Here is a 1,032-nt window from a genome sequence, read left to right on the forward strand (position 1 = left end):
TCCTCGGCGATCTTGCGCAAGGGCGCGTCGATGCGGTCGAGCCAGCGTTTGGCGACCGCCTCGCGCAGCGAAGCCTTGCTCGGGAAATGGCGATAGACGCTGCCATGGCTCACATCGAGCGCACGCGCAACGTCCACGACCGTGGCTTTGGCAAGTCCGTAGCGCCGCAGCACGTCCTCGGTGACTTCGAGGATGCGCTCGGGGGTCAAGACGACTGCTTCATTCATGCCAGCACCGTATTCCCTTGGAAGTCTTCCTGAGAAGTTACTTGGTCAGGCGATCGTCCGGCGAAAAGGCTGCTTCCGAAGCGCCCATGCCGGTCGTTCGGAAAGCCTTTCCCCTTAGTGGGGCAATCTTGCAGCCTGTGCCGCGATCTGGCGCGCAACCAGCAAATTGAGCCACTGCCCGATCTGCCCGGTGAAATTGAGGATTTCGATAGTCATCGTCGTATCTCCACTCGTCCCCGGCTGCCCTTCAATTACGGCCCTCGATCCCCTTCGTTTCGGATCTCGGGCCCCCCGTGGGCGGGCCGTGAAACGCCCAACCCGGGCGTTCGAGAAGGGATATACATGTCTCGCTGACAGATTTCAATATCTGTCAGTCAGAATTTCGTGATTGACCGCTGATAGGCCCAAACGCCCCTGATATCCCCCGATGGGTGGCCATTCCGGTTTGTTTCGCCCTCCTCGCTCTGGTAAATCACGGCGTAAAAAGCATTTTGGCCGGCTGCCGCCCTCTTTTGGGGCCGCCCGCCCACCTTTGGAGCCGTCACATGATCCCCCGCTATACCCGCCCGGAAATGGCCTCGATCTGGGAGCCGCAGACCCGGTTCAAGATCTGGTTCGAGATCGAGGCGCATGCGGCGGACGCCCTGGCCGAGCTCGGGACGATCCCGAAGCAGGCCGCCAGGACGGTCTGGGACAAGGCCAAAAACGTCACCTTCGACGTCGCCCGCATCGACGAGATCGAGCGTGAGACCAAGCACGACGTCATCGCCTTCCTGACGCATCTGGCCGAGATCGTCGGCCCCGA

1 protein-coding gene and 1 pseudogene are annotated in these 1,032 nt (G+C 61.4%); one reads left to right on the forward strand and one right to left on the reverse strand.

Annotated elements, in window-relative coordinates:
* A partial coding sequence (locus tag C2U70_RS32365) for a TetR/AcrR family transcriptional regulator (protein WP_140982782.1) occupies nucleotides 1-227 on the reverse strand: 227 nt, incomplete at its 3' end.
* Nucleotides 228-772: 545 nt separating this feature from the next.
* Between C2U70_RS32365 and C2U70_RS32370 the strand changes: the two are divergent.
* Nucleotides 773-1,032 (forward strand): annotated as a pseudogene (locus tag C2U70_RS32370) (adenylosuccinate lyase); the annotation flags it as partial.

The sequence above is a fragment of the Bradyrhizobium guangdongense genome (assembly GCF_006483445.1).
Lineage (GTDB): Bacteria > Pseudomonadota > Alphaproteobacteria > Rhizobiales > Xanthobacteraceae > Bradyrhizobium > Bradyrhizobium guangdongense_A.